20 protein-coding genes are annotated in these 23,732 nt (G+C 69.7%); 11 read left to right on the top strand and 9 right to left on the bottom strand.

What is annotated here, in order from left to right; translation table 11 throughout:
- The first annotated feature begins 9 nt into the window (after positions 1 to 9).
- On the top strand, positions 10 to 645 hold the full coding sequence (locus tag ACIRGA_RS01355; protein ID WP_400935483.1) for an SRPBCC family protein: 636 nt from the start codon (positions 10 to 12) through the stop codon (positions 643 to 645).
- A gap of 27 nt (positions 646 to 672) precedes the next feature.
- Complete coding sequence (locus tag ACIRGA_RS01350; protein ID WP_400935481.1) at positions 673 to 1,731, top strand: NAD(P)-binding domain-containing protein; 1,059 nt, start codon at positions 673 to 675, stop codon at positions 1,729 to 1,731.
- On the opposite strand, the gene ACIRGA_RS01345 is transcribed toward ACIRGA_RS01350, so the two are convergent.
- Positions 1,700 to 2,566 carry an alpha/beta hydrolase gene (locus ACIRGA_RS01345; protein WP_400935479.1) on the bottom strand — a complete coding sequence of 289 codons (867 nt, stop codon included), beginning with the start codon at positions 2,564 to 2,566 and terminating at the stop codon, positions 1,700 to 1,702. The genes ACIRGA_RS01350 and ACIRGA_RS01345 overlap by 32 nt on opposite strands.
- A 166-nt stretch (positions 2,567 to 2,732) precedes the next feature.
- On the opposite strand from ACIRGA_RS01345, the gene ACIRGA_RS01340 reads away from it, so the two are divergent.
- The 4 genes from ACIRGA_RS01340 to ACIRGA_RS01325 all read left to right on the top strand — a co-directional run bounded on the left by ACIRGA_RS01340 (position 2,733) and on the right by ACIRGA_RS01325 (position 8,859).
- Positions 2,733 to 6,512 carry an amino acid adenylation domain-containing protein gene (locus tag ACIRGA_RS01340; protein WP_400935477.1) on the top strand — a complete coding sequence of 1,260 codons (3,780 nt, stop codon included), beginning with the start codon at positions 2,733 to 2,735 and terminating at the stop codon, positions 6,510 to 6,512.
- 12 nt (positions 6,513 to 6,524) lie between these two features.
- The gene (locus tag ACIRGA_RS01335; protein WP_400935475.1) at positions 6,525 to 7,271 is read left to right on the top strand and encodes an arylmalonate decarboxylase; all 747 of its coding nucleotides are present in this window, start codon (positions 6,525 to 6,527) and stop codon (positions 7,269 to 7,271) included.
- Between the two features lie 43 nt (positions 7,272 to 7,314).
- The gene (locus tag ACIRGA_RS01330; protein ID WP_400935473.1) at positions 7,315 to 7,893 is read left to right on the top strand and encodes a TetR/AcrR family transcriptional regulator; all 579 of its coding nucleotides are present in this window, start codon (positions 7,315 to 7,317) and stop codon (positions 7,891 to 7,893) included.
- A gap of 99 nt (positions 7,894 to 7,992) precedes the next feature.
- Positions 7,993 to 8,859: an NAD(P)-dependent oxidoreductase gene (locus tag ACIRGA_RS01325; RefSeq protein ID WP_400935472.1), complete on the top strand. Its 867-nt coding sequence runs from the start codon at positions 7,993 to 7,995 to the stop codon at positions 8,857 to 8,859.
- 4 nt (positions 8,860 to 8,863) lie between these two features.
- On the opposite strand, the gene iolD is transcribed toward ACIRGA_RS01325, so the two are convergent.
- The 7 genes from iolD to ACIRGA_RS01290 are packed head-to-tail and all read right to left on the bottom strand — an operon-like array spanning position 8,864 to position 16,250.
- Positions 8,864 to 10,708 (bottom strand): 3D-(3,5/4)-trihydroxycyclohexane-1,2-dione acylhydrolase (decyclizing), encoded by a 1,845-nt coding sequence (gene iolD, locus ACIRGA_RS01320; RefSeq protein ID WP_400935470.1) that lies wholly within the window; start codon positions 10,706 to 10,708, stop codon positions 8,864 to 8,866.
- Complete coding sequence (gene iolB / locus ACIRGA_RS01315; RefSeq protein ID WP_400935468.1) at positions 10,705 to 11,595, bottom strand: 5-deoxy-glucuronate isomerase; 891 nt, start codon at positions 11,593 to 11,595, stop codon at positions 10,705 to 10,707. Before iolB ends, iolD begins: the two co-directional genes overlap by 4 nt.
- Positions 11,592 to 12,524, bottom strand: coding sequence for a 5-dehydro-2-deoxygluconokinase (gene iolC, locus ACIRGA_RS01310; RefSeq protein WP_400935466.1), 933 nt, complete (start codon positions 12,522 to 12,524; stop codon positions 11,592 to 11,594). Before iolC ends, iolB begins: the two co-directional genes overlap by 4 nt.
- Complete coding sequence (locus ACIRGA_RS01305) at positions 12,521 to 13,306, bottom strand: ATP-binding cassette domain-containing protein (RefSeq protein WP_400935464.1); 786 nt, start codon at positions 13,304 to 13,306, stop codon at positions 12,521 to 12,523. Before ACIRGA_RS01305 ends, iolC begins: the two co-directional genes overlap by 4 nt.
- Positions 13,303 to 14,337: an ABC transporter permease gene (locus ACIRGA_RS01300; RefSeq protein WP_400935463.1), complete on the bottom strand. Its 1,035-nt coding sequence runs from the start codon at positions 14,335 to 14,337 to the stop codon at positions 13,303 to 13,305. Before ACIRGA_RS01300 ends, ACIRGA_RS01305 begins: the two co-directional genes overlap by 4 nt.
- Positions 14,334 to 15,323, bottom strand: a complete 990-nt coding sequence (locus ACIRGA_RS01295) for a sugar ABC transporter substrate-binding protein (protein ID WP_400935461.1) — start codon at positions 15,321 to 15,323, stop codon at positions 14,334 to 14,336. Before ACIRGA_RS01295 ends, ACIRGA_RS01300 begins: the two co-directional genes overlap by 4 nt.
- 24 nt (positions 15,324 to 15,347) lie before the next feature.
- Positions 15,348 to 16,250, bottom strand: coding sequence for a sugar phosphate isomerase/epimerase family protein (locus ACIRGA_RS01290; protein WP_400935459.1), 903 nt, complete (start codon positions 16,248 to 16,250; stop codon positions 15,348 to 15,350).
- Positions 16,251 to 16,366: 116 nt separating this feature from the next.
- Between ACIRGA_RS01290 and ACIRGA_RS01285 the strand changes: the two genes are divergently transcribed.
- From ACIRGA_RS01285 to ACIRGA_RS01275, 3 genes are all read left to right on the top strand, one after another.
- On the top strand, positions 16,367 to 17,371 hold the full coding sequence (locus ACIRGA_RS01285; RefSeq protein ID WP_400935457.1) for a LacI family DNA-binding transcriptional regulator: 1,005 nt from the start codon (positions 16,367 to 16,369) through the stop codon (positions 17,369 to 17,371).
- Positions 17,372 to 17,375: 4 nt separating this feature from the next.
- Entirely contained in the window at positions 17,376 to 18,377 is a 1,002-nt protein-coding gene (locus ACIRGA_RS01280; RefSeq protein WP_400935455.1) for a Gfo/Idh/MocA family oxidoreductase, read from the top strand.
- 183 nt (positions 18,378 to 18,560) lie between these two features.
- Positions 18,561 to 19,076: a hypothetical protein gene (locus ACIRGA_RS01275; protein WP_400935453.1), complete on the top strand. Its 516-nt coding sequence runs from the start codon at positions 18,561 to 18,563 to the stop codon at positions 19,074 to 19,076.
- Here ACIRGA_RS01275 and ACIRGA_RS01270 read toward each other — a convergent pair.
- Positions 19,073 to 22,051, bottom strand: a complete 2,979-nt coding sequence (locus tag ACIRGA_RS01270) for a BTAD domain-containing putative transcriptional regulator (RefSeq protein WP_400935451.1) — start codon at positions 22,049 to 22,051, stop codon at positions 19,073 to 19,075. The two genes, ACIRGA_RS01275 and ACIRGA_RS01270, sit on opposite strands and share 4 nt — an antisense overlap.
- Positions 22,052 to 22,468: 417 nt before the next feature.
- On the opposite strand from ACIRGA_RS01270, the gene ACIRGA_RS01265 reads away from it, so the two are divergent.
- Together ACIRGA_RS01265 and ACIRGA_RS01260 are read left to right on the top strand one after the other, a co-directional pair.
- Positions 22,469 to 22,864: a GntR family transcriptional regulator gene (locus ACIRGA_RS01265; protein ID WP_400935449.1), complete on the top strand. Its 396-nt coding sequence runs from the start codon at positions 22,469 to 22,471 to the stop codon at positions 22,862 to 22,864.
- On the top strand, positions 22,861 to 23,724 hold the full coding sequence (locus tag ACIRGA_RS01260) for an ABC transporter ATP-binding protein (RefSeq protein WP_400935448.1): 864 nt from the start codon (positions 22,861 to 22,863) through the stop codon (positions 23,722 to 23,724). The genes ACIRGA_RS01265 and ACIRGA_RS01260 overlap by 4 nt, the downstream gene beginning before the upstream one ends.
- Positions 23,725 to 23,732: the final 8 nt, after the last annotated feature.

The following is a 23,732-nucleotide window of genomic DNA, read 5'->3' as shown; positions in this document are numbered from 1 at the left end:
GGTCGGCCCGTGCGGCTCGACCACGAATTCACCGTTCCCGCCCCGGTCGGCGAGGTCTGGAAGGCCGTCATCGACCCGGAACGGGTGGCGCCGTGCATGCCGGGCGCCACCCTCACCGAAGTCGACGGGGACGCCTTCAAAGGCACGGTGAAGGTCAAGCTCGGGCCGATCTCCCTGCTCTACAAGGGAACCGGCCAGTTCGTCGAGAAGGACGCCGACGCGAAGAAGGTGGTCATCAAGGCCGCCGGAAAGGACGCTCGCGGGGCGGGCACGGCGTCGGCGACAGTGACGGTGACGCTGACCGAGAAGGACGGCGTGACGCACGGCGCCGTCGCCACGGAGCTGGCGGTCACGGGTAAGCCCGCGCAGTTCGGGCGCGGGATGATCTCCGAGGTCGGCGGCAAGATCCTCGACTCGTTCGCGGAATGCCTGTCCGGCAAGGTGGGCACCACGCCCGAGCCCGAGAAACCCCAGGAACGCCCACCGTTGCAAGCGGTCAAGCCGGTGAACGACGGCGAAGCCATCGACCTGATGGAATACGCGGGCGAATCCGTGGCCAAACGGGCCGCGCCGGTGCTGGTGGCCGTCGCCGGAGTGCTCCTGATCGTCGCCATCGTGCGGGCTGTGACGCACCGAACGAAATAGCCGGGTTCCACCGCCGTTGAACCCGGTATGAAGGCGGATCACGAAGTCGACGTGGCGGTGATCGGGGCGGGCCAGGCCGGTCTGTCGGCGGCGTATCACCTGCGCCGCGCGGGATTCGCCAACGAGGCGGGTTTCGTCGTGCTCGACCACGGCAAACGGCCCGGCGGCGCATGGCAGTACCGCTGGCCCTCGCTGATCGTGGGGAAGGTCCACGGAATCCACGACCTCCCCGGGATGGCCTTCGGCACCCCGGATCCGAAACTGCCCGCGGCCGACGTCGTTTCCGACTACTTCGGCCGCTTCGAACGCACCTACGACCTTCCGGTCCATCGGCCCGTCGACGTCCTGTCGGTGAGTGCCGAGGACGATCGGCTGGTCGTGGCGAGCGCGGCGGAGACCTGGGCCGCCCGCGCGGTGATCAGCGCGACCGGTACCTGGGACCGGCCGTTCTGGCCGCACTACCCGGGGCAGGAGACGTTCCGCGGCCGCCAGCTGCACACCGCCGACTACACCGGTGTCGAGGACTTTCGCGGGAAGCGCGTCGTCGTGGTCGGCGGTGGTTCGTCGGCCGTCCAGCTGCTGCTGGAGATCGCGCCCTTCGCGCGTTCGACGCGCTGGGTGACGCGGCGTCCGCCGGTCTGGCGCGACGAGCCGTTCAGCGAGGACTGGGGCCGTGAGGCCGTCGCGAAGGTCGATCGGCGTGTCCGTGAGGGACTGCCACCGAAGAGCGTCGTGAGCGTGACCGACCTGGCGGTGACGCCCGAGGTACGCGCCGGCCTCGACGCGGGGATCCTCGACCGTCACCCGATGTTCCAGCGGATCACGCCGGACGGCGTCGAGTGGGCGGACGGCACCTTCGAGCCCGCCGACGTCATCCTGTGGGCCACCGGGTTCCGTGCCGCGATCGACCATCTCGCGCCGCTGCGCCTGCGCGCCGCCGGGGGCGGGATCCGGATGGACGGCACCCGTGTCGTCGCCGAACCGCGGCTGCACCTGGTCGGCTATGGCCCGTCCGCCAGCACCGTCGGCGCGAACCGGGCGGGCCGGGCTGCCGTCACCGAGATCCGGCGCCTTCTCGGACGCTGAGGCCGTCGAGGATCTCGACCAGTCGGGCGGGCCGCTGGAAGAACCCGGCGTGACTGCTTTCGAGGTCGTGGACGTCGAACGGGTTGTCCGGAGTGAGCGCGTCGCCCTCGGCGATGTAGCGGTCCTGCACGGCGAGCGGCATCGACCGGTCTTCGGTCAGCCGGATGAACGTATGCGGGATCCGGCCCCAGGAGTCCTTGCCGGCGCGAATGTCCCACTCCTGCCCGGTCAGCCAGGACACCTCGTCCGGCTGGCTCGTGACGACGACCCGCAGGAATTCCTCCTCGGTGAGTTCGCCGGCAATGGCGTTCCGCAGCGCGTCGCGCTGGGCGCGGTCGGCGCCACGCCAGTTGATCCGGACGAAACCCTGGCGCGCCGGGTCGCCGAGGAAAAGGGGCGCCATCGCGGGGAAGAACGCGGAGGAAGCCCATTCGGGCGACATCGCGTACTCGCCGGGGTGACGGTCGACCGGGCACTGCGCGGAAAGGTAGACGAGCCGCTCGATCAATTCGGGGATCGCGTTGGCGGCGGCGGTGATCGGAAGCCCGCCGAAACTGTGCGCGACCAGGACGACCGGGCCGTGGTGACGCACCCGCTGTACCGCGTCGACGACCGGCCGGACGAAATCGTCCGCGGTCAGATCGCTCATCACCGACGGCTCGGCGGCGAAGGTTTCGAGATCCTGCTCGTGGTAGGCGGTGGTGAATCCCGCGCCTCTGCCGGGGAGATCGAGCGCGAGCGTCCGATGGCCCCGGGCCGCCATTTCCCGTTGGGTGGCCGTCCAGGCGTGTGCCGAACTTCCCGAACCGTGCACGAAGACGTAAGTGGGAATCATGCGTTCGATTGTGGCGGACCCGGGTGATCGAAGGGCGCGATCGCCCCAAAGGGTGGCAAAGAAGGGACGGCCGGGCGTTCTCGTTTATCGGCAGGTATCTCGCGAAGTCCACCTCACTCTTTTGGCATAGGGAAAAAAACCACGGAATTCGCACTGGGGGACGACCTTGCCATCGATCGACAATCTCGCGCCGCTTCATCGCGTCCGCTCCGGCACCTGCCTCACGGATCTGCTCAGGCACTTCTCGGATACGCGGCCGGCGTCGGTCGCCGTCGTGGACGGTGACCGGGAAATGACCTTTCGCGGCCTCGAAGAAGCGAGCGCGGAACTCGCCGCGCACCTCGCCGGTCTCGGAATCGGCACGGACGACACCGTCGGCCTGCACGTCGAGCCTTCCTTGGAACTGATGGCCGGCGCGTGGGGCATTCTCGCCGCCGGCGCGGCTTATCTGCCGTTGTCCCCGGAATATCCGGAAGAACGGCTGCGGTACATGCTCGAAGACAGCGGTACCGGTGTCGTCGTTACGCAGCCGCATCTCGCCGGGCGGCTGGCCGGGCTGGCGCCCGCCGGGACGCGGATCGTTTCGGTGACCGACTCCGCCGGCGCGACCGGCGCGGTTCCGCGCGGACCGCGGCCGGACTCGCTCGCGTATGTCATCTACACCTCCGGCAGCACCGGGAAACCGAAGGGCGTGATGATCGAGCACCACAGCGTCGTCTCGCAGCTGCGCTGGCTGCGGGCCTGCGGGCACCTGGACACCACCGTCACCGTCTTGCAGAAGACGCCGATGAGCTTCGACGCCGCGCAATGGGAGATCCTGGCGCCCGCCACCGGCGCCCGCGTGGTGATGAGCCCGCCGGGGAGTTTCCGGGATCCCGAAGCCCTGATCGACACGGTGGTGAAGCACGGTGTCACGACTTTGCAGTGTGTCCCGACGCTGCTGCAGGCATTGCTCGACACCGAACGCTTCGCGACCTGTGACACGCTGCGAAAAATGTTCTCCGGAGGCGAAGCCCTTTCGCGGCGGTTGGCCGCCGAACTCGCCCGTGAGCTGCCGTCGGCACGGCTGATCAACCTCTACGGACCGACCGAATGCACGATCAACGCGACCGCTCACGTCGTCGATCCGGACACGATCGGCGAGAGCGCCGGAACGGTCCCGATCGGCGTGCCGGTCGACGACACCCAGTGCTTCGTGCTCGACGCAGCCTTGTCCCCGGTCGACATCGGGGAGACGGGCGAGCTGTACATCGGTGGTGGGCAGCTCGCCCGCGGCTACCTGAACCGGCCGGAGCAGACGGCCGAGAAGTTCGTGCCGCACCCGTTCGTGCCCGCCGGACGGCTGTACCGCACCGGTGACCTCGTCCACTGGAACCCGGACGGCACCCTCCAGTTCGCCGGGCGGGCCGACAATCAGGTCAAGCTGCGCGGCTACCGCGTCGAGCTGGACGAGATCGCGGTGGCGATCGAGGAGCACATGTGGGTGCGCCGGGCCGCGGCGGTGGTGACCGACGACGCGCGTACCGGCTCGAAGGCGCTCGTCGCCTGCGTGGAGCTGAATCCGCGCGAAGCCGCGGTGATGGATCAGGGCGACCACGGCGGGCACCACCAGTCGAAGGCCAGCAAACTGCAGGTCAAGGCGCAGCTGTCGAATCCCGGTGTCCGTGACATCGCGGATCGGCCCGTCGTCGCGTTGCCGGGCAAGCGGGAAACCGATCTCCAGCGGCGGGAAGTCTTCGCCCGTAAGACCTATCGCTACTACGAGGGCGGCACGGTCACCCGTGACGACCTCGCCGCCCTCCTGACGCCGGGCCCGATCAGCACGTACTCGCGTGAGCCCGGCGAGCTCGCGTTCTGCGAACTGGGCGAACTGTTGCGCTGGTTCGGCCGGTTCCGCAGCGACGAGCGGCTGCTGCCGAAGTACGCGTACGCCTCGCCCGGTGCGCTGTACGCGACGCAGTTGTACCTGGAGACCAGCGGTCTCGACGGTCTCGGCGCCGGGCTGTACTACTACCACCCGATCGACCACACGCTGGTCCGGATCGGCGACGGCACCGGGCATTCCGTGCACTTCATCGGCCGCACCGGCGCCATCGAACCGGTCTACAAGAACAACATCCGCGAGGTCCTCGAGTTCGAGACGGGGCATATGGCCGGGGTGTTCGAGCAGATCCTGCCCGGATACGGCCTCACGATCAGCCCGGCGACCTTCGACTCCGCGGTCGCCGCCCGTGCCGGGGCCGCCGCCGACGACCACTATCTCGGCTCGTTTTCCTTGCACGCCAACGACGACGAGCGTCGACGGGACGACATCGAGCTGTTCGTACAAGCGCATCCGGGCCGGGTCGAAGGGCTGCCCGCCGGTACCTATCGCTGGCGTGACGGGGATTTCGAACGGATCTCCGGCAACCTCATCGAGGCCAAACACGTGATCGCGATCAATCAGCAGGTGTACGGACGCGCGGCCTTCGGCATCACCGCGGTGAGCCGCACCGCCGACGAGCGGCTCGAGTACATCGGTCTCGGCGCGAAGCTGCATCACTTGCAGCGCAATGGTTTCGGATTCGGCTTCATGTCCTCGGGCTACAGTTCGAAGACCGGCCACCCGCTGCCCGCCGCCCGGCGGATCGACGACATCCTCGCCGGGCAGGGCATCGCCCCCGGGCCGTCGTACTTCTTCCTCGGCGGCAAGGTGAGCTTGGAGCAGGTACGCGACGAGGGCATGCGCGAAGACGCCGTGCACATGAAGGGTCCGGCGGAGATCATCCGGGACGAACTCGCGACCACGTTGCCCGACTACATGATCCCCAACCGGGTGCTGGTGCTGGACGCGTTGCCGTTGACCGCCAACGGAAAGGTCGACGCGCACGCGCTGGCGGAGACCGGCGCCGTCCGCTCCGCGAGCGGTGGCGCGCCGTACGTCGCGCCGTCGACGAGCCACGAACGGTGGCTGGCCGGGGTGTGGGGCAAGGCGCTGAACTACGACGACGTCTCGGCGCGCGACGACTTCTTCGCCGCCGGCGGCAACTCGCTGACCGCGGTCTCCCTGGTGAACCGGATCAATCGCGAGTACGGCACCCGGCTGCCGCTGCAGGTCGTCTTCGAGTGCCCGCAGCTGTCCGAGCTGGCGGCCCGTATCGGCGAGGACGCCGCCCCGTCGTCACGGCTGGTCCCCTTGGCGACCGGCGGTGGTCTCCCGGTGTTCTGCTGGCCGGGCCTCGGCGGTTATCCGATGAATCTGCGGTCGCTGGCTTCGGAAAGCGGCCTGGGGCGGCCGTTCTACGGCGTGCAGGCCCACGGGATCAACGACGGCGAGACGCCGTACGCCACCGTCGAGGAGATGGCGGAGGCCGACGTCGCCGAGATCCGGCGCGTCCAGCCGGAGGGGCCGTACACGCTGTGGGGCTACTCGTTCGGCGCACGGGTCGCCTTCGAAACGGCGTGGCGGCTGGAACGACAGGGGCAGCGGGTGGCCGATCTGCTGCTGATCTGCCCGGGCAATCCCGAAGTCGGGGGCGGCGGGGAGCGGGTGGCGAGCTACACGAACCCGGCGTACCTGACGATCCTGCTCTCGGTCTTCCTCGGATCGATCTCGGGGCCGGAACCGGTGGCCTGCCGGGAAACCGTCCGCGACGAAGACGGCTTCGTGGCCTTCGTGGCGAAGCTGCTGCCCACGCTGGGTGAGCAGCTGATCCGACGGATCGTCCGGATCGTCGAGGAGACCTACGAGTTCGACTACACCTTCCGTGAACTCGCGCGGCGGCGGATCGCGGCCCGGGTGACGCTGTTCAAGGCCGACGGCGACGACTACTCGTTCGTCGAGAACAGCTCCGGGTACTCGGCCACGCCTCCGGAGGTGGTCACGCTCGAAGGCGATCACTACAGCGTCCTCAAGGAGAACGGGGTCGCCGAACTGGTTTCGGCGATCCGTGCCCGGCTGAGCTAAGGAGAAGCGCCAGTGCCCGACTCCCTCGGTCCCCGCCTCAAGGTCGGCGTCGTCGTCCCGTCCACCAACACCTCGGCGCAGCCGGAACTGGACGCGCTGCGCCCCGACGGCGTCACCAACCACACCGGCAGGATGGTGATCGACGACGCCCCGATGGCCGACCAACCCGGGTTCGAGCACGTCATGAGCGAGATCCGGCGGTCGACCCGGCCGGCGATCCGCGGCGTCACCGGCTGCGATCCCGACTGCGTGATCATCGGGGTCTCCCCGGAAAGTTATTGGGAGGGAAGGGAATCGCACGGCCGCGTGCTCCACGCGATGCGGGAAGCGGCGGGTGGCCGTGCGGTGACGATGAGCCCGGACGCGATCATCGCCGCGCTCACGGCGCACGGTGTCCGCCGGATCGCGGTCATCACGCCGTACCTGCCGGTCGGCGACGATCCGGTGCGCCGCTTCTTCGACGACAACGGCTACGACCTGGTACGGCTCCACGGCCTCGGCATGCCCAGCCCGGCCAAGATCTCCCACGTCTCCGAGCGCGCGCTCCGGGACGCGGTCAAGGAGATCGACGGCGCCGACGTCGAAGCCGTCGTCCAGGTCGGCACCAACGTCGCCATGGCGCGGCTCGCGGCGGCCGCCGAGTTCTGGCTCGGCAAACCGGTCCTCTCGAACAACGTCGTCCTGTACTGGCACGCCCTGCGGCAGAACGGTGTCGCCGATCCCGTTCGCGGCTTCGGCTCCTTGCTGTCGGAGTACTGACCGGTATTTGACTGATCGTTACAGAACGTGGGATGCTGGCGTCATGCCCCGCCCCAAGGGATTCGATCCCACCGAGGTGCTCGACGCCGCGGTCGGCACTTTCTGGCGCAAGGGATACGCCGCCACGTCGGCCCAGGACCTGGTCGACGGCACCGGGCTGGGGCGGGGAAGCCTGTACAACACGTTTTCCGGCAAGCGACAGCTGTTCAGCGAGGCGCTGCGCCGCTACGAGGAGACGTCCGCCATCCGGGTGGAGGAGATGCTGGCCGCGCCGGGGACCATCCGGGCGCGGATCAGACGCGTCTTGATGGACGTCGTCGACGACGAGCTGGACTCCTCCGGCGCGCATCGCGGCTGCCTGGCGGTCAACGCCGCCCTCGAACTCGGCGGGATCGACGACGAGGTCACCGCCCGCGTCCGCCACAACTTCGAGCGGGTGGAGAACGCGTTCCACGCCGAGTTCGCCGCCGCGCGGCAGCAGGGCGAGATCGGCCCGGAGCGGGATCCGCGGGCGTTGGCACGGTTCACCGTCGCCGCGATGTACGGCTTGCGGGTACTGGGCAAGACCGCGGACCGGCAGGCGCTCACCCAGGTAGTCGAAACCACCATCCAGGCGTTGTGATGTTCCAGGTTTCGTGACAGGACCCCAGCGCTCGCGCGGATTTCGTTCGAACTCGTTCTTTAACGAACATTCCACTATCGGCAAGGAGCAAGGCAACTCATGACGGAGACCGTCGCGGTGCTCGGCACCGGAATCATCGGCGCCCCGATCGCGCGCAACCTGAGCAAGGCCGGGTTCGCGGTCCGGGCCTGGAACCGCACCGCGGCCAAGGCCGAAGCCCTTTCCTCGCACGGTGTCGAGGTCGCCACGAGCGCCGCGGAAGCCGTCGACGGCGCGCCGGTCGTGATCACGGTCCTCACGGACGGCCAGGCGGTGCTGGAGACGATCCGCGCGGCCGCCCCCGCCGCGGGCACGATCTGGGTGCAGCTCAGCACCGTCGGCGGTGCCGTCGACGAGCTGGCCGCGTACGCCGACGAGCAGGGCCTCGTCTTCGTCGACGCGCCGGTGCAGGGCACCCGCCAGCCTGCCGAACAGGGTCAGCTGATCGTGCTGGCGGCGGGCGCGGCCGACGCGCGCGAGACCGTCCAGCCGCTGTTCGACGCGATCGGCAAGCGCACGCTGTGGGTCGGCGAAGACGGCCGCACCGGCGCGGCGAGCAGGCTCAAACTGGTGCTGAACACCTGGGTGATCGCGCTGACCCACGGCGTCGGCGAGGCGCTGGCGCTGGCCGAAGGCCTCGGTGTCGACCCGCGGCACTTCGTCGACGTCGTCACCGGCGGCCCGATGGACAACGGCTACTTCCAGGCGAAATCCGCCGCGATCCTCAAGAACGACTACACCACCGCCTTCTCCGTCGACAACGCCGAGAAGGACGCACGGCTGGTACTGGAGGCCGCGGCTCGGGCCGGCGTCCGCCTGGACGCCGTCGAGGCCGGGCGAGCCCGCTTCGCGCGCGCGTCCGAGGCCGGACACGGCGACGAAGACATGGCGGCCGGCTACTTCGCCAGCTTCACCGACCGCGTTTAGTCCTCTAAATGCGGGCGTTCACGTAGCGCACCTGCGCCGCCTTCCCGTGTTCGAATCCCTCCCTTCCCGAGAGGTGCTCCGGGACGCCGACCTCCCACCAGGCGCCGGCTTCGGTCCACGAGTCCGGCACGGTCCGCACCACGACCACCGCCGGTCGTTTTTCGGCAACCGCGGCTTCCCGCGCCTTCGCGTAGGCCGCGCGCACATCGTCCAAAGTGGACGCCGTGAACACCGCGCACCCCAGTGACTCCGCGTGCCGCGCGAAGTCGACACGAGGGGGAGTGGCATGCGCGCTCCGGCAGTCGCCGAGGAGGTTGTTGAACGGTTTGCCGCCCTGCCCCTCCTGCAGCCGCGCGATGACCGCGTAGCCGTCGTTGTCGCAGACCACCGCCACGAAGGGATGCCCGGCGAAGGCGGCCGAGAACAGTTCCGAGTTCAGCATCAGGTACGAACCGTCGCCGAGCATCGTGGTGACCAGGCCCTCGGTATGCGCCATCGCCGCGCCCCAGGCGCCCGCGAGCTCGTAGCCCATGCAGGAGAATCCGTATTCGACGTCCATGCTGATCGAACCCGACCCGCGCCAGCCGCCGATGAGTTCGCCCGGCATCCCGCCGGACGCGGTCATCACGTAGTCGTGCGGCTCGGACAGGGCGTTGACCGCGCCGACGACCTGGGCGTAGGTCGGCACGTCGCCGGAAACGGCGCGCAGGGTGTCGATATGTGCGTCCCAGCGGCCTCGCTCCGCCGCGGCCCGCTCTGTCCACAGTGGATCGACTCGCCAGTTTTCGAGCTGGGCCGACAGATCCACGAGCCCCGCGTCGGCGTCGCCCACGACGGCCAGGGCGCCGTGCTTGACCGCGTCGAACCGGGCGGCGTTCAGCGTGATCAGCCGGACGGCGGGGGAGAACACCGTCCAGGACGCCGTGGTGAAGTCCTGCAAACGCGTGCCGACGGCCAGCACGACGTCGGCCTCGGCGGCCAGCACGTTCGCCGAGGTCGAGCCCGTGACCCCGAGCGGACCGGCGTGCAGGGGATGACCGTGCGGCACCAGGGTGCGCCCCGCCGTGGTTTCGGTGACCGGGATACCGTGCCGCCCGGCGAAGGCCAGCGCGCGCTCACCCGCGCCGGAATACCGGACACCGCCGCCGAGCACCAGCAACGGTTTCCGCGCCGCCCGTAGCGCGCCCGCCGCTTCGGTGAGCGCCCGGCGATCGGGCCGCGGACGCTGCGGGCGATGGGTCACCGGCGCGAACAACGCGTCCGGGAAGTCGTAGGTCTCCGCCTGGACGTCCTGGGGGAGCGCCAGTGTCACCGGCCCCGCGTCCGCCGGATCGGTCAGCACCCTGGCGACCTGCGGCAGCGTCGAAAGCAGCTGCTCCGGCCGGGTGATCCGGTCGAAGTACCGGCTCACCGCGCGGAAGGCGTCGTTGACCGTGGCCGTCGGATCACCGAAGTGTTCCACCTGCTGCAGCACGGGATCCGGGGCGCGGCTGGTGAAGGTGTCGCCGGGGAGCAGCAGCACCGGCAGCCGGTTCGCGTGCGCGACCCCGGCCGCGGTGACCATGTTCAGCGCGCCGGGCCCGATCGACGACGTCACCACGCCGACCTGTCGCCGATGCGTCGCCTTGGCGTAGCCGACCGCCGCGAGCGCCATGCCCTGTTCGGTCTGCCCTCGCCACACCGGGAGCTCCTCGCGGTGCTCCTCCAGCGCGGTGCCGAGACCGAGGACGTTGCCGTGCCCGAAGATCGCGAACACGCCGGGGAACAACGGGACTTCCCGGCCGTCCAGGGTTTCCGACCGCTGGGCGAGCAGCCAGCGCACCAGGGCCTGTGCCGTGGTCAGCTTCATGAGACCCGCCCTTCGTGGCTCGTGACCGGACAGCGCGGGTCGAGCGCCTGGTCGTTCCAGGTCTCGCGGACCCAGCCGTGCGCGGGGTCGTCGCAGAACGCCATCGACCGCTCGTCGGCGGGCCCGGCCAGGACGTTCAGGTAGTACATCGGGTAGCCCGGCGCGGCGACACAAGGACCGTGGTAGCCGCGTGGGATCAGGAAGACGTCGCCGTCCCGGACCGCGACGTCCTCGTCCAGCTCGCCGTCGGAGGTGTACGTCCGGTGCAGGCCGAACCCTTCGCGGGAAGGGGTCACGCCGTCGCGGCCGGCGATGCGGAAGTAGTAGATCTCCTCGTTGACGACCTCGCATTCGGACGCCTCGTCGTGTTTGTGCGGCGGATACGACGACCAGTTGCCGCCCGGGGTGATCAGCTCGCAGGCGTTCAGCTTGTCCGCGTGGTCCCAGACACCGGGCACGCCGAAGTTGGTGACCTGCCTGGTCGCCTGCCCCGCCCCGCGCACCTCCACCGGCACGTTCTCGGCCGGTCCGTAGCGGGGTTCGAGACGGCGGCCGCAGCGGGCCATCGGCAGCGCGACCTCGATTCCCGCCACTGTCGACAACTCGACTTCGGCGTCCCGTGGCACATAGGCGAAATCCGTGACCCGGGTGAATACGGAGTCGCGCCCCGCCAGTGCGAAGACCTGCCCGTCGACCCGGACCGTGCACGCGCCGGACAGGGGCAGGACGAACGCTTCGTACTCGCCTGTGCGCACGACTCTGGATTCACCGGCGGCCAGCGAGAGGACCCGCAGGCCGCTGTAGTTCCAGCCCGCCGAATCCGGGGTGAGCCGGACGGGGTCACGCTCGTCCGAAAGCGTCCCGAGTGGACGGTGCAGCTTGCTCACAGCAACTCCTCGATCTCGTCGGCGGTGGGCATGGCGTCGGCGCAGGCGAGCCGGGAAGCGACGAGCGCGCCCGCGGCGTTGGCGTACGTGGCGATGCGCACCGGATCCCAGCCGGACAGCAGACCGTGGATCAGCGCGCCGCCGAAACCGTCGCCGGCGCCGAGCCCGCAGACGACCTCGACCCGCTGAGGCGGCACGGTCCAGCGGCCCTCCGCGGTGGCCACCAGCACACCTTCCGCGCCTTTCTTGATCACCGCCAGTTCGACACCCCTGGCCAGCATCCGCGAGGCGGCCTCGTCGGGATCCGCCGTGCCGACGGCGACCTCCGCCTCGGCGCGGTTGCCGACGGCGACCGTGACGTGGTCCAGCATCCAGCCGATTTCTTCGCGCGCCGTCTCGGTGTCCGGCCAGAACATCGGCCGGAAATCGAGGTCCAGCACGGTATGCGACCGGCGTCCGCGCCGCCGCAGCATCGCGCGCTGCGTGCCGCGCGCCGGTTCGACGGAGACACCCGTGCCGGTGACCCACAGCAGCGGAACGGACTCCACGACGTCCCAGGGCACATCGTTCTCGCCGATGGTCAGATCCGGGGCGATGGGGGAGCGGTAGAACAGCAGCGGCGGATCGGCGGGCGGGTCCAGCGAGCAGAACACCACCGGCGTCTGCAATCCGGCCGAAGTCCCGACGTGCTCGGAAGACACGCCGAACTCCCGCAACGCCTGCCGCACGTAGTCACCGAAGCCGTCCGGTCCTACCTTCGTCAGCACCGAGGTCGAGCGGCCGAGCCGCGCGGCGGCGACCGCGACGTTGGTCGCGGTGCCGCCGAGAGACTTGGCGAAGGTGCTGACCCCGGCCAGCGGCACGCCGCTCTGTTCGGGGTAGAGGTCCACCCCGACCCGGCCGACGGTCAGCGCTTCGAGAGCGGTCATGAAGGGGACTCCGCGGCTCGCAATTCGTGTTCGAGGGCTTCCAGTTCCGCGCCGCCCGCCATCTGCCGGGTCAGCTCGGCCAGGTCGATCCCGGACTTTTCGTAGGCACCGAGCGAAACGCCCCGTTTGAGCAGCAGGAAACGATCGGCCACCGGATACGCGTGATGCGGGTTGTGCGTGATCAGCACGACGCCGAGCCCGCGGTCCCGGGCCTGTGCGACGTACTTGAGCACGACGCCCGCCTGTTTGACGCCCAGCGCGGCCGTCGGCTCGTCGAGGATCAGCACCTTCGCCCCGAAGTGCACGGCTCGCGCGATGGCGACGCACTGCCGCTCGCCACCGGAGAGCGTGCCGACCGGCTGCTCGACGTCGCGCAGGTCGATGCCCATGTCGGACAACGCCTTCTTGGTCGTCTCGCGGCCCTTCTTCCGGTCGAGCGCGCGGAACGGACCGAAGCCGACCGTCGGTTCGGAGCCGAGGAAGAAGTTCCGCCACACGCTCATCAGCGGTACGACCGCGAGATCCTGGTAAACCGTCGCGATGCCGCGATCGAGCGCTTCCCGCGGTGAGGCGAATTTGACCGGCTCGCCCTCGACCAGGAACTCGCCCCGGTCGTGCTGGTGGACGCCCGCCAGGATCTTGATCAACGTGGACTTCCCGGCGCCGTTGTCGCCGAGTACGCAGGTGACCTCGCCCGCGTTGACCACGGTGGAGACGTCGCGCAGCGCGATCACGCTGCCGTAGGTCTTGCCGACGTCCTTGACCTCCAGAAGATGGCTCATCGCCGCACCCTTTCCGCGCGCCGCCGGAAGGCGTTGTTGACCAGGACCGCGGACAGCAGCATCACCCCGAGGAACAGCATGAACCAGTCGCTGTCCCAGCGGGCGAACACGATGCCCTGCCTCGCCATCCCGAAGATCAGCGCGCCGATCGCGGCGCCGATCGCCGAACCGAACCCGCCGGTGAGCAGGCAGCCGCCGATCACGGCCGCGATGATGTACTGGAACTCCAGCCCGATGCCCTGGTTCGCCTGGACGCTCGCGAACCGCAGGATGTTGATCGAGCCGACCAGCCACGCGGCGAGCGCGGTGGTCATGAACAGCATGATCTTGGTGCGCACCACCGGGACCCCAACCGCGCGCGAACTCTGCGCCGAGCCGCCGACGGCGAAGATCCAGTTGCCGAACCGGGTCCGGACCAGCAGCCAGGCCGCCAGCACGGCGAACCCGATCCACCAGAGGATGGAGATCTGGAACGCGGTCCCACCGATGTCCACAGTGGACGCGAAGACGAAACCGGCGGACTCGTAGCCGTTGGTCGAACGCATCCCGGACACCTGGACGGTGCCGGTGACCAGCCGGGTGACGCCGAGGTTGAGCCCCTGCAGGGCCAGGAAGGTGCCCAACGTGACGATGAAACTGGGCAACCCGGTGCGCATCACCAGCCAGCCGTTGAACGCGCCGACCGCGAGGGCGAAGACCAGCGACGCGAACAGCGCGAGCCAGACGTTCCAGCCCGCCTGCGTCGCCAGCGTCGCGGTGACGAGCGCGGTGGACGCGGTCATGACACCGGCCGAGAGGTCGAACTCGCCGCCGATCATCAGCAGGGACACCGCGACCGCCATGATGCCGAGCGTCGAGGCGTCGTCCAGCCAGGTCGCCACGCCGCTGCCGCTGAAGAACTGGTCGGTGACGACGGTGAAGAACAGGAAGACGACGACGGCGCCGAGCAGCGCGCCGATCTCGGGCCGGACGACCAGCCTGTCCAGCAGCCGCGGTTTCGCGATCCGTTCGTCGAGGGTGGTGGTTGTCATCGCGTGCCCCTTTGCACGTACTGGCCGACGGTGTCCACAGTGGATTTGTCGACCAGGTCGGGCCCGGTGAGTACCGGCTTCCCACCGCCGACGACGTTCGCGTTGTCCCGGTAGAGCTTGAGGAACTGCACCGGCAGGTAGCCCTGCTCGTACTGCTGCTGATCGACCGCGAACACCACGTCGCCCGCCTTGATCGCGCCGACCACGTCGGTGTTGAGGTCGAACGTGCCGACCTGGGCCTTCGAACCGACCGCCTTGATCGCGCTCACCGCACGGGCGGCGACCTGCGAGTTCAGTGTCAGGACGGCGTCGAGGGAGGAATCGGTCTGCACCGCGCCCCTGATCCGGGATTCGGCGTCGGTGGGGTTGCTGATGTCGACCTGCAGGGTCTGCACGTCGCCCGCGAAACCGGTCTTGGCGCCGTCGCAGCGCTGGGCCTGGCCGACGTTGCCCGCTTCGTGGACCACGCAAAGGAGCTTCTTCTTGCCCAGTTCCCGGAACTTCTTCCCGGCCTCCTCACCGGCGATGGTCTCGTTCTGCCCGACGTGGGTGAGTGCGCCGTAGCCCGCGCTCTTGTCCTCGCCGGAGTTGATGGTGATGACCGGGATCCCGGCGCGGACCGCGTTCTCGATCGAGGTCTTGAGCGCCTCCGGGTTCGCCATCGACACCACCAGCCCGCCGACCCGCTGGGCGACCGCGTTGTCGATCAGCTTGGCCTGGTTGCCCGGGTCTCCGTCGGAGTTGTACTCGACCTGGACGTCGAGCTGCCTGCCCGCCTCCTCGGCGCCGTTCTTGACCACGTTCCAGAACGCGTCGCCCGCCGTGCCGTGCGAGATGACCGCGACCCGCAGTGGCCCGCTGGGCTGTTCCGACGTCGCCGGGCCCGCGCCGGCGGCGGGTTTCTCCTCGGCCTTCGGCCCGGTGCACGCGGACAGGAGCAGCAGCCCCGCCACGACCACGAAGACCTTCTTCAAGCGATGGGACATCGTCGTCTCTCCTCGCTTCTTCCGTTACCTGGCAGCCGGGAGCCGGCTGACGATTCCGTCGAGATGCGCCAGGCTCCTGGCCACGTCCCGCTTCGGCAGATCTTCCGGGCTCCCCTCGCTCAGCGCGGTGTCCTGTTCGAGCACGTACCACCCGTCGTAGCCCGCCTCGTGGACGGACCTGACCATCGTTTCGATGTCGACGTCCCCATCGCCCAGGGGGACATACAGACCTTTGCCCACGGCTTCGGCATAAGGAAGCCTTCCGGCGCGGACTTCCTCGGCGAGTTCACCGCGCACGTCCTTGAGGTGCAGGTGCCCGACCCGGCCGGGATGGCGTTTCGCCAGCGCGACCGGATCGGTCCCGCCGATCAGGAGATGACCGGTGTCCAGGCACAGCGGGAGAGCGGAATCGGCGAGGAAGCGCTCGACCTCCCGCTCGGTCTCCACGTGCGTCCCCACGTGCGGGTGCAGCACGGTGCGAAGGCCGTGGCGCGCGGCGACTTCCCTTATCTCGCTGGAGGTTTCGACGAGGGTCGTCCATTCTGCGTCGCTCAGCTTCGGCCGGTCGTCGTAGCCGTCGAGACCGGTGGCGGCGGCGAGCACGAGCACGTCACCGCCGCAGGCGGCGAACAGCGCGGCGGACTCCTCGGCCTCCGCCAGCGCGGCTTCCGGGTTCTCGTGGAGCGCGACGGCGAGGAAACCGCCGACCAGTTCGAGTTCGTATCCGCCGAGCAGTTCGCGCAGCTCGGCCGGGTCTCGCGGCAGGTACCCGGGCGGGCCGAGTTCGGTGGCGCGCACGCCCAGCTCCGCCATTTCGCCCAGTACGGCCCCCGCGTCGAGCACGCGGCCCCAGCCGGGGACTTCGCAGACACCCCAGGAGATCGGGGCTGCGGCGACGCGGATCCGGGCTGCTGGCGTGACTGTCATCGGCGGCCTCCGGGTGATCGGGATTAGAGCGCTCTATTGATTAGAGCGCTCTAATCATGTAGCGTCCGTCACAGTAAAGTCAAGGGCAAGGGCACAAGAGCAGGGGGCCAGTGGAAATGGCGCGACCGACGATGGAGGACGTCGCCGCGAAAGCGGGGGTGTCCCGTGCGCTCGTGTCGCTCGTGATGCGGAACGCGCCGAACGTCTCGGACGAGCGGCGCACGCGCGTGCTGTGCGCGGCGCACGAACTGGGGTACGAACCGCACGCGATGGCCAGGTCGCTGGCGAGCCGGACGTCGACCGTTCTCGGCGTGATGGTCTCCGATCTCCGCAACGCGTTCTTCGCCGACGTCGTCGAAGGGCTCGACGCGGCGGCCGAGGCGGCCGGATTCCACCTGATCCTCAACACCGGCGGCCGCAGTCCCGCGCGCGAGCGGGCCGCGTTGAAGAGCCTGTTGTCCTTCCGTCCGGCCGGGGTGATCCTGCTGTCGCCGGTGGTCCCCGCGTCGGCGATCGAGGAGGCGGCCGCGCAATGCCCCGTCGTCCTGGTGTCGCGGACTTCGCGCGCGCCGGGTGTGGACACGGTGAACGACGACGGCGAGGCCGGCTCCGCGCTTGCCGTCGATCACCTGGTTTCCTTGGGGCATCGAAGGATCGCTCATCTGGACGGCGGGCTCGCGGCCGGTGCGGCGGCCCGGCGGCGGGGTTACCTGCGGGCCATGCGGCGGCATCGGCTGCACCCGGTCATCGTGCACAGCGAGCACACCGACACCGCCGGTGAGAAGGCCGTGCACGAACTGCTCAGCGAGCCTCCGCAAGGGGGAATGCCGACGGCGCTGGTGGCGGGCAACGATTTCAACGCCGTCGGCGCGATCTCCGCGCTGGAAGAGGTGGGCCTACGGGTGCCGGAAGACGTTTCCGTGGTCGGCTACGACAACACCTCGCTCGCCGCGCTGCGTCATCTGTCCTTGACCACCGTGGACCAGCCGCGCACGGAGATGGGCAGGCTGGCCGTCGAAGCGCTGCTCGAACGGATCCGGGGCGAACGCGCCGAACCGGTCCGCCATCTGCTGCACCCGTCGCTGGTGGTCCGTTCGACCACCGCCGCTCCAGAAAGGTAACCACATGAGGTTGGGACTCGCCGGCACCGGCCGGATCGGCACCTCGCACGCCGAGACCTTGAAGAGCTTCGACGAGGTTTCCTCCGTGGTCGTCGCCGACGTCGACGGTGCCCGCGCCCAGGCCGCCGCGGCGAAACTCGGCGTCGAGGCGGCGGCGGACATCCCTTCGCTGTTCGCGTCCTCTTTGGACGGTCTGGTGATCGCCGCGGCGACGGACGCGCATCCGGAACTGATCCTCAAGGCCGTGGACGCGGGGATCCCCGTGTTCTGCGAGAAGCCGGTCGCCGCCGACATCCCGGGGACGCTCGCGGTGATCGACAAGATCGCCGGGGCGGACGTCCCGGTGCAGATCGGTTTCCAGCGCCGGTTCGACGCGGGTTACGCGGCCGCCCGGTCTGCGGTGGCGTCGGGCGAACTCGGCTGGCTCCACACCTTGCGCGCGACGACGCTCGACCCGGCACCGCCGCCCGCCGAGTACGTCGCGCACTCCGGCGGCCTGTTCCGCGACTGCGGGGTGCACGATTTCGACGTCGTCCGGTTCGTCAGCGGCCGCGAGGTCGTCGAGGTCTACGCCGTGGGGGCGAACAAGGGCGAGCAGTTCTTCGCCGACGCCGGTGACGTCGACACCGCGGCCGCGACCCTGACCCTGGACGACGGAACGCTGGCGGTGGTTTCGCTGACGCGCTATAACGGCGCGGGCTACGACGTCCGGCTGGAAGTGCTCGGCTCGGCGGGCAACGTCGTCGTGGGCCTGGACGACCGGGCGCCGCTGACCTCGGTGGAACCTGGTGCCCAGCCGCTGCCAGGTCCTGCCTATCCCGGTTTCATGGAACGCTTCCGCCCCGCATACGTCAGCGAGTTGAAGGCTTTCCTCGACGTCGCCGCCGGTCGTGCGCCGAGCCCGTGCGGCGCGGCCGACGCTCTGGAGGCGTTCTACATCGCCGAGGCGTGCGAGGTCTCGCGCCGCGAACGCCGCCCCGTGCGGGTGGACGAGGTCCGCGTCTGACAGATCGGGGCACGGTGGCTCGCGGTGCCTTTGAAGTACATGAAGGAGGCCTTCACGGACAGGGACCGTGCCGCGAAGGCAGCTTCCTGCCATAAACGGTCCGCCACGAGCCGCCTTTCGCTACGGTGACCACGAACCATGACGGGCGGCAGGTTCGTGCCGTCGGACGCGCGAGGAGTGCGGATGCAGCCCAACCCACCGCAACCCGGCTTCCCTCAGTACGGGCAGCAGCCGGGGTGGCCGGGCCAGGTGGCACCGGCCAAGCCGAGGGCCAACGCCGTGGCATCGGTGATCGCCGGCATCCTGGCGCTGCTCGCCGCCGCCATGCTCGTCTGGTTCGCGCTCTACAACGTCTTCGTCGCCGCGGAGGCGAACGGCCACTGGTCGGGCATCACGATGCAGAACCTGGTCAGCGGCACCATCGCCGCTGTCGTGCTGGTGGTCGCCGCGGGATTCACGTTCGCCCGCCGGATTCCCGGCGTGTGGACCCTGTTCGGATTTTGCGTGTTCTACGTGGTCGCCGTCTTCGTGGGGATGCCGCTCGTCTGGGGTACGCCCTTGAGCGCTCAGGTCAAGTGGCTCTTCAGCTTCGACGACGGCGACAGCACCGCGATGGCGCTGATGATCGTCTTCAGCGTCCTCGCGGCGGTCGCGGCGGCGATCGCCGCCGGCGTGAAGTCGCCCGGAAAGCAGATCTAGAGCTCGTCCAGGATCAGTTTCGCGCGTTCCTCGACGAGCCGGTAGCCGGAGCGCGCCGCGAGTTCGAGTGCCAGCTCGCCGTGTGTCCGGGCTTCCGTGAGCTTTCCCAGTTTCAGCAGGGTTTCCGCGAGCCCGGTCCGCGCGGCGGCCTCACACCAGAAGAAGCTGGTCGTCCGTGCGATGGACAGCGCGAGCCGGTAGTGCTCGGCCGCCTCCTCGGGCCGGCCGAGCCGCAGGCAGACCTCGCCGAGCCCGACGAGTGTCCAGGCCTCGGTGCCCCGGTCGCCGATCTTGCGGGTGAGTTCGACGGCTTCGAGCGCGTCGGTGCGGTTCTGCTCGCTCGGCTCGCGCCTGCTTTCGAGCACTGCCCTGCCGGACAGGGCCGTCGCTTCGCCGTACGTGTAGTCCAGTTCGCGGTTGGCCGCGAGCGCGCGGGTGTAGAAGTCGTAGGCGTCGTCGAGCAGCCCGAGGTCGCGGTGCACGTTGCCGAGGTCGACGAGCAGCACCGCGACGCTGAACCGCGCGCCGTCCCGTTCGGAGACCGCCAGCGCGCGGGTGAAGTTGGCGAGCGCCTCGTCGAGCTGACCCGTCTGCCAGTACGGGAAACCAAGGTTCGCCAGCGCCATCGAGACGGCGGGCATGTTCAGTTCTTCGCACAGCCGCAGGGATTCCAGGCCGCAGCGGATCGCCTCCTGCGGGTCGCCGAGGCGCTGGTGCACCGCGCTCAGGTTGTTGAGCACGGCCGCGCGGCCGGCGTCCCAGCCGTCGAGGAGGTCGCCGCGCAAGGCGCTGGTGAGGTGTTCGCGCGCTTCGTCGTAGCGGCCGCTGTTGACGCAGGCGAGCGCGATGCTCAGGTGCATCGCGGCCTGTGCCTGCCCGGCTTCGCTGCGGCGGGCGGCCTTGAGCGCCGTCGAGGCCGTGTCGATCCATTCCGCGTGATGACCGCGCTGGTGGAAGAAGGCGCGGAGCGCGTCGGCGAGATGCCACGAGAACTCGGGTGGGCCGTGTTCGGCACTGTGCTCGACGGCCGCGGCGAGGTTCGGCCACTCGGCGTCGAGCCACGCCAGTGCCTCTTCGGTGTCGGCGAAGGGTTTGTCCGCCGGTTCTTCGCGCGGCAGGCGCAGGAAATGTGGGATCAGGGCGCGTCCAGCGGCGTCGGCCGTGGTCAGGTAGCTCTCGAAGAGCCGCCTCTCCGCGGCCTCGCGCTCGGCCTTCGTGTCCTCCGACAGCGTGCGGCCCGCCGCGAAACTGCGGAGGAGATCGTGGAACCGGTAGCGCCCCGGGGTGTAGCGCTCGACCAGGTGCGCCGCCGCGAGCGCTTTGAGCTGCTGGTTCGCTTTCGATGGCGGAACGCCGGTCAGCGCCTGCGCGGCGGGGGCGGTGAACGTCTGACCGGGAACGAGCGCGAGACGGCGGAACAGCTCCCGGTGCTCCTCGGGAAGTGCCCGATAGGAGACGTTGAAGGCCGTGGTCACGGCACTTTCCTCGGCGCCGTCGACGGTCAGTTCCGCCAGCGGGTCGCCGCCGGCCAGCTCGCGGGCGAGTTCGGCGATCTCGGGTTCGCCGCTGGCGCCGAGGTTCGCCGCCGCGATCCGGAGGGCGAGCGGGAGATGCCCGCACAGCCGGGCGAGCTCCGCGGCCGCGCCTTCCTCGGCGGCGACGGTCTCGCTGCCGAGCACGGCCTCCAGCAGGTGCCGCGCGTCCTCGGCGGGCAGCACGGACAGCGGGAGCGCGCGGGCACCGGTGCGGGCGATGAGGTCGCCGAGCCGTTGGCGGCTGGTGACCAGGACGGTGCCCGACGGCGGCAACAGCGGCAGCACTTGGCCGCTGTCGCGCACGTTGTCCAGCACCAGGAGCACCCGCCTGTCGGCGAGGAGGGAACGGAGCAACGCGGCCCGCGTGTCGGTGTCCGGCGGGATCGCCTTGGGCGCGGTGCCGAGCGCCTGCAGGAGCTGGGTGAGCGCGACGGCCGGGGTGAGCGGTTCGTGGTCGGGGTCGAAACCGCGCAGGTCGAGATAGAGCTGGCCGTCGGGGAAGGCGTCGCGGACGTGGTGGGCCCAGCGGACCGCGAGCGCGGTCTTGCCGACCCCGGCGGTCCCGCTGATGACCCAGATGTCGGTGCCCTCGCCCGCGTGCCGGGTCGCCTCGTCGAGCCGCTCCAGTTCGGTGGCCCGACCGGCGAACCCCCGGACGTCGTGCGGCAGCTGAGCCGGGCGGACCGGCTCGGCTCTGGTCGCGGGTTCCAGCGCGGGATCGGCGGCGAGGATGGCGGCTTCCAGCCGTCGCAGCTCAGGGGAGGGATCGAGGCCCAGTTCGGCGCCGAGCCTGCCCCGCAACGCGCGGAAGGCGTCGAGGGCGTCGTCGGTGCGGCCTTCCCGATGCAGAGCGAGCATGAGCTGCCCGACGAACCGCTGCCGCAAGGGATGCGCGGCGACCAGCTCGGTCAGTTCCGCGAGGACCTGCCTGCCGCGGCCGAGCCGCAGCTGCGCTTCGGCGCGATCTTCCAGCGCCGTCCAGCGTGCCTCGTGCAGGCCTCCGCGAAGTCGTTGGGCGACCTCGCCGCTCACCACGTCGGACAGCGCCTCGCCCCGCCACAAGCCGAGGGCCTCGTCCAGGAGCTCGACGGCCGTCTCGTCGCCGGCGTCGCGGGCTTGCGCCGTCAGCTCGGTGAAGCGGTGCAGGTCGACCTGGCGTGGGTCGACCCTGAGCAGGTACCGGGTCCCCTCGGAGACGATCTCCGGCCCGCCCGCCCCGCGGAACACCGCACGCAGCCTGGACACCAGCGCTTGCACGGTGTTCCGTGCGCTGGCAGGCGGTTCTTCGGGCCAGAGCAGGTCGATGATCCGGTCGCGCGGCACCGGCTTGCCCGCCTCCAGCAGCAGAACCGCCAGCACGAGCCGTTGTTTGGGTGAGCCGAGATCGACCGGAACACCACCGGCCCACGCCTCGACGGCGCCGAGGACGCGGAACTCCACCCGGCCACCTCCGCTCACCCTCGTCAGAGCCTGCAAGCGTAGTGCAAGCGCCCTGCATCCGGACGCCGTGATCCTTGCCTGGTGTCCACCGAGGACCCGTCGCCGGAACCGTGCCCAACCAACCAGACGGGCAGGACCCCCCATTCGGTTCCGGTACGACGGTGGGCACCTTCAACTTGCACAGGCACCGCCATCTGACGGCGGTGGGGGTTGGGGGTAGTGCCAGCTCGACGTCTTCCCCCGTGTCGTCGAACTGGCACTTCTTCTTTGACTGGGGCTGGGGTGTTCCGTGAAGGCCCCCTTGAGGGACTCAGAGTCTCTCAAGGGGGCCTTCACGGTTTTTCGGCGTGATCACTTGACAGAGGCTGACGCCTGCCTGCACCATTTCACTACTTAATTAGTGAAAGGGTGTTGCGAGTGGTCACCTTCCACTTGGACAAGGGCTCGGGCGTCGCGACGTACGTCCAGCTCGTCCAGCAGGTCAAAAACGCCCTCCGCCTGGGGTTGCTGGAGCCGGGGGACCGGCTGCCGACGGCGAAGGAGGTGGTCGCCGAGCTGGCGATCAACCCCAACACCGTCCTGAAGGCCTATCGCGAGCTGGAGCGCGAAGGGCTCGTCGAAGGGAAGCCGGGCCTCGGCACCTTCGTCCAGAAGACGCTCGGAGGCGCTTCGTTCGCGGAGCGCACGCGGTTGCGGAAGAGCCTGGGGGTCTGGGTCCGCGACGCCCGGGAATCGGGGCTGGATCAGGAGGACGTCGAGGCGCTGTTCACCTCGGTGGTGGTCGACGGCTTTCGAGGGGAGCGAACCGCGTGACTGAGAAACCCGTCATCGAGGCGACCGGCCTCGGCAAGCGCTACCACCGCAAGTGGGCGCTGCGGGACTGCTCCCTGGCCGTCCCGAAAGGACGCGTCGTCGCACTGGTCGGGCCCAACGGCGCCGGCAAGACGACCTTCCTCCACCTGGCCGTCGGCCTGCTCGAGCCGACCCTCGGCTCGGTCTCGATCCAGGGGACGGCCGCCTTTCTCGCCCAAGACAAGCCGCTGTATCCGGGATTCAGCATCGCCGAGATGCTCAAGTTCGGCAGACGTCTCAATCCCGGCTGGGACGATGAGTTCGCGCTCAAACGCATCGATTCGCTCGGGCTTCCCTTGAAGCACAAGGTCGGCAAGCTGTCGGGCGGGCAGCGCGCGCAGGTCGCGCTCACCCTCGCGCTCGCGAAACGCCCGGACCTGCTGGTGCTCGACGAACCGCTCGCGAACCTCGACCCGCTGGCCCGGCACGAGGTCATGCGCGGGCTGATGGAGGCGGTCGCCGAAACCGGCATGACCGTGCTGCTCTCGTCCCACGTCGTCTCCGATCTTGAGAACACCTGCGACTGGCTGATCGTCCTCAACGGCGGCCGAGTCCAGGTCAGCGGCGACATCGACGAGCTCGTCGCCGGGCACCGCACCCTCGCCGGACCGGTGGAGGAGGCCGACGCGCTGGCCAGGCGGGTCGCGATCGTGGACGAGGTCCGGGCGGGCAGGCAGACGACCGTCTTCGCCCGCACCGAACCGGTCCCGCTGGGTCCACAGTGGACCGAACGGCCGGCGAACCTGGAGGAGCTGGTGCTCGCCTACTTGCGGCGGCCCGAATCCGCGAGCCTGCCTCGCCCGACACTGGCTTCGGCGTAAGGGGAACG

The organism is Amycolatopsis sp. NPDC102389 (assembly GCF_044765885.1).
Classification (GTDB): domain Bacteria; phylum Actinomycetota; class Actinomycetes; order Mycobacteriales; family Pseudonocardiaceae; genus Amycolatopsis.
Note: the sequence above shows the minus strand (reverse complement) of the source record. Positions and strands in the feature narration are given on the sequence as shown.

Bases quoted from the DNA above. Each gene is read 5' to 3' on its own strand.
- ACIRGA_RS01350 (WP_400935481.1), top strand. From the start codon at position 673: ATGAAGGCGGATCACGAAGTCGACGTGGCGGTGATCGGGGCGGGCCAG.
- ACIRGA_RS01345 (WP_400935479.1), bottom strand. From the start codon at position 2,566: ATGATTCCCACTTACGTCTTCGTGCACGGTTCGGGAAGTTCGGCACAC.
- ACIRGA_RS01330 (WP_400935473.1), top strand. From the start codon at position 7,315: ATGCCCCGCCCCAAGGGATTCGATCCCACCGAGGTGCTCGACGCCGCG.
- ACIRGA_RS01325 (WP_400935472.1), top strand. From the start codon at position 7,993: ATGACGGAGACCGTCGCGGTGCTCGGCACCGGAATCATCGGCGCCCCG.
- iolD (WP_400935470.1), bottom strand. From the start codon at position 10,708: ATGAAGCTGACCACGGCACAGGCCCTGGTGCGCTGGCTGCTCGCCCAG.
- iolC (WP_400935466.1), bottom strand. From the start codon at position 12,524: ATGACCGCTCTCGAAGCGCTGACCGTCGGCCGGGTCGGGGTGGACCTC.
- ACIRGA_RS01305 (WP_400935464.1), bottom strand. From the start codon at position 13,306: ATGAGCCATCTTCTGGAGGTCAAGGACGTCGGCAAGACCTACGGCAGC.
- ACIRGA_RS01300 (WP_400935463.1), bottom strand. From the start codon at position 14,337: ATGACAACCACCACCCTCGACGAACGGATCGCGAAACCGCGGCTGCTG.
- ACIRGA_RS01295 (WP_400935461.1), bottom strand. From the start codon at position 15,323: ATGTCCCATCGCTTGAAGAAGGTCTTCGTGGTCGTGGCGGGGCTGCTG.
- ACIRGA_RS01290 (WP_400935459.1), bottom strand. From the start codon at position 16,250: ATGACAGTCACGCCAGCAGCCCGGATCCGCGTCGCCGCAGCCCCGATC.
- ACIRGA_RS01285 (WP_400935457.1), top strand. From the start codon at position 16,367: ATGGCGCGACCGACGATGGAGGACGTCGCCGCGAAAGCGGGGGTGTCC.
- ACIRGA_RS01280 (WP_400935455.1), top strand. From the start codon at position 17,376: ATGAGGTTGGGACTCGCCGGCACCGGCCGGATCGGCACCTCGCACGCC.
- ACIRGA_RS01275 (WP_400935453.1), top strand. From the start codon at position 18,561: ATGCAGCCCAACCCACCGCAACCCGGCTTCCCTCAGTACGGGCAGCAG.